Raw genomic sequence first — 3,777 nt, 5'->3', positions numbered from 1 at the left:
GGCGGAACCATAAGCCGCCGTTACCGAAGAAACGGATATACACCCCCCCCCTGAAATCCCCCACCCGTAAACGATAGAACATCACGACTGGTTTAAAGCCTTTGCGCTTCCGAAGGGTCATTTCCCTAGCCCGATCTATTTGTAGCTTCAGCTTGTAAGCCTTTGCCTAGTCTTACGTAAGCGATCGGTTTCTCACCGCCGGGACAGACAGCTATAAATACCGTGATCTTTTTGTATTCAACTGATTTATAAGGGAAATTTGTTGATGAACATCGTGTGACAGGGCAAGCCACCTGTATCAGCCGCGTTGCACTCGCCCGGGAAAATACTAATATCAGTCCTGTGTCGACGGACAGACACACCCGTCAAGGACGATGGGAAGGAAGGACATCGCAGGACGCGATTCATCAGGACGATGAATAGGATTAAAGGGATTAGGGAAAAAATGTGGGCGGGTCAAACCGCCCCTTTTTTTGCCTGCGATTTTGTTCCAGGCAGCAAAAAGGCCCGCAAGGGGCCCTTTCGACGAACATGGCAACGATCAGCGTTCGAGGTCTGCGATCTTGCCAGTCTTGCCATCCCACTCTTCGGCGTCCGGCAGAGCGTCTTTCTTCTCGGTGATGTTCGGCCAGATCTCCGCCAGTTCAGCGTTCAGCTCGATGAAGTTCTCCATGCCGGCCGGCACTTCGTCTTCCGAAAAGATGGCATTCGCCGGGCATTCCGGTTCACACAGGGCGCAGTCGATGCACTCGTCCGGGTGAATGACCAGGAAATTCGGCCCTTCGTAAAAGCAGTCCACCGGACACACTTCTACGCAGTCGGTGTACTTGCACTTGATGCAGTTGTCGGTGACGACGAAGGTCATTTCTAATTCTCTCCTCAGGCGGCGGCAGCGAAGCCCTTTCACGGTGGGGTCGCCAGGTTCGGGAGCGGTAGTCTGCGAACCAGGCTAAATAGTCCGCAGCATCCCAAACCGCGCGAGATTCTAACAGCTTGAAAGCCTGTGCGTTAGATCCGTGTCTTCAATGTATAGAGTAAATCCAGCGCCCGGCGTGGGGTCAGGTCGTCCAGATCGAGCTTGGCCAGTTCATCGAGCACCGGATGGGGCAGGCTGGCGAACAGGTCGCTTTGCTGAGGCGCGGCCGGTTTGCCTTTGGTTGGGCGCGGAGCTTCGTGAGGCAGGCTGGTAGTTTCCAAGCGGCTCAGGTGCTCACGGGCGCGGCTGATCACTTCGCTCGGCACGCCGGCCAGTTGCGCCACTGCCAGGCCGTAGCTCTGGCTGGCCGGGCCGGGCAGCACGTGGTGCAGGAATACGATGCGTTCATTGTGCTCGGTGGCATTGAGGTGAACGTTGGCCACCAGTGGCTGGCTTTCCGGCAGTACCGTCAGCTCGAAATAGTGAGTGGCGAACAACGTGTAGGCCCGCAAGTGCGCGAGGCGTTCGGCCGCAGCCCAGGCCAGGGACAAGCCGTCGAACGTACTGGTGCCGCGTCCGACTTCGTCCATCAGCACCAGGCTGCGTTCGGTGGCGTTGTGCAGGATGTTCGCGGTTTCGCTCATTTCCACCATGAACGTCGAACGCCCACCGGCCAGGTCATCGCTGGAGCCAATTCGGGTGAAAATCCGGTCCACCAGGGACAATTCGCAACTGGCCGCCGGCACGAAACTGCCGATGTGGGCCAGCAGCACGATCAGTGCGGTCTGGCGCATGTAGGTGGATTTACCGCCCATGTTCGGACCGGTGATCACCAGCATGCGGGTGTTGTCGTCCAGGCTCAGGTCGTTGGCCACGAACGGCGTGGTCAGCACTTGCTCGACCACCGGGTGACGACCCTGGCTGATGCGCATGCACGGCTCGCTGACGAAGCGCGGGCAGTTCAGGTCCAGGTTCAGCGCGCGTTCGGCGAGGTTGCTCAGCACGTCCAGTTCCGCCAGGGCGCCGGCGGTGTCCTGCAAGGGCGGCAGTTGGCTGATCAGATCCTCGAGCAGTGCTTCATAGAGCATCTTTTCCCGAGCCAGGGCGCGGCTCTTGGCCGACAGTGCCTTGTCTTCGAACGCCTTGAGTTCCGGGGTGATGAAGCGCTCGGCGCCCTTGAGGGTCTGGCGGCGAACATAATCGGCCGGGGCTTGCTCGGCCTGCTTGCTCGGCAGCTCGATGAAGTAGCCGTGGATGCGGTTGTAGCCGACCTTGAGGTTGGCCAGGCCGGTGCGGGCTTTTTCCCGGGCTTCGAGGTCGATCAGGAACTGGCCGGCGTTCTCGCTCAGCGCTTGCAGCTCGTCGAGTTCGGCGTCGTAGCCGGTTTTCAGCACGCCACCGTCACGGATTACCGCTGGCGGGTTATCGATAATGGCTTTCTCTAGCAGCGCGGCCAGCTCCGGGTAGGTGCTGGTGGTGCGCGCCAGTTGTTGCAGGTGCGGCGCTTCCAGGTCGGTCATCGCCACTTGCAGTTCAGGCAACGCACCGAGGGCATCGCGCAGGCGGGCCAGATCACGGGGACGGGCGTTGCGCAGGCCGATACGGGCGAGGATCCGCTCGATGTCACCGATTTCCTTGAGCTGTGGTTGCAACTGCTCGAAGCGATAACGATCCAGCAGGCAGGTAATGGAGGACTGGCGCGCCAGCAGCACGGTCAGGTCCCGCAGCGGCCGATTCAACCAGCGGGTCAGCAGGCGGCTGCCCATGGCGGTCTGGCAGCGATCGACCACCGATTGCAAAGTGTTGTCGCGCCCGCCGGCCAGGTTGGTGTCCAGCTCCAGGTTGCGGCGGCTCGCGCCGTCCAGCACCACCGTGTCATCCAGGCGTTCGTGACGCAGGCTACGCAAGTGGGGCAGGGCGGTGCGCTGGGTTTCCTTGGCGTAGGCCAGCAGGCAACCGGCCGCGCCGATGGCCAGGGTCAGGTTCTCGCAGCCGAAACCCTTGAGATCTTGGGTGGAAAACTGCTGACAGAGACTTTTCAGCGCCGAGTCGCGCTCAAAATCCCACGGCGCCCGGCGACGCACACCACGGCGTTTTTCTGCCGGCAGGTCTTTGGGCCAGTCATCCGGGATCAGCAGTTCCACCGGATTGACCCGCTCCAGCTCCGCCAGCAGGTTTTCCCAGCCCTTGATTTCCAGCACCGAGAAATTGCCGCTGGTGATGTCCAGCACGGCCAGGCCGAACAGGCGTTCATCGCCCAGCACGGCGGCGATCAGGTTGTCCCGGCGTTCATCCAGCAAGGCCTCGTCACTGACCGTGCCCGGGGTGATGATTCGTACGACTTGGCGTTCCACCGGCCCTTTGCTGGTGGCCGGGTCGCCGACTTGCTCGCAGATCACCACGGATTCGCCGAGCTTGACCAGCTTCGCCAGGTAACCTTCCGCTGCGTGGTAAGGAATCCCACACATCGGAATCGCCATGCCTGCCGATTGCCCACGTGCCGTCAGGGTGATGTCCAATAGCTTGGCGGCTTTCTTCGCGTCCTCGTAGAAGATCTCGTAGAAGTCGCCCATGCGGTAGAACATCAGCTGATCGGGGTGCTGGTTCTTCAGGCGCCAGTATTGCTGCATCATCGGCGTGTGGGAGGACAGGTCGTTCACGGCTGTATTCATGGGTGTCAGGGAAGCTCGTTGAAAGGTGTGGGGCAAAAGGAGGGGCATTGGCCCGGCTTTTCCGCGATGGGCGCAAGGTTAACATGGGCGGTCTGGTGCTACCCATGTGTGAGTGGTTTTTGGGACTTTGGTGTATATGGGATTGAGTGCATATCCGTTGCTACGGTAACGGCTGCTGGCGGTTCCGCT

General features: G+C 60.4%; 2 protein-coding genes. Both read right to left on the bottom strand.

The features are described 5' to 3' along the window. Positions 1-541 precede the first annotated feature (541 nt). A complete protein-coding gene (gene fdxA, locus AC3A5O_RS28720) occupies positions 542-865 on the bottom strand; it encodes a ferredoxin FdxA (protein WP_122565445.1) in 324 nt (107 codons plus the stop codon). A gap of 143 nt (positions 866-1,008) precedes the next feature. After that, the gene (gene mutS / locus AC3A5O_RS28715) at positions 1,009-3,576 is read right to left on the bottom strand and encodes a DNA mismatch repair protein MutS (RefSeq protein ID WP_175459538.1); all 2,568 of its coding nucleotides are present in this window, start codon (positions 3,574-3,576) and stop codon (positions 1,009-1,011) included. Positions 3,577-3,777: the final 201 nt, after the last annotated feature.

The sequence above is a fragment of the Pseudomonas sp. Soil_N_39 genome (assembly GCF_057655955.1).
The sequence above is the reverse complement of the archived record's forward strand: the minus strand, read 5'-3'. Positions and strand labels throughout refer to the sequence as shown.

What these genes read in the sequence shown, in the direction of transcription:
- fdxA (WP_122565445.1), bottom strand. Translation starts at nt 865, where the DNA reads ATGACCTTCGTCGTCACCGACAACTGCATCAAGTGCAAGTACACCGAC.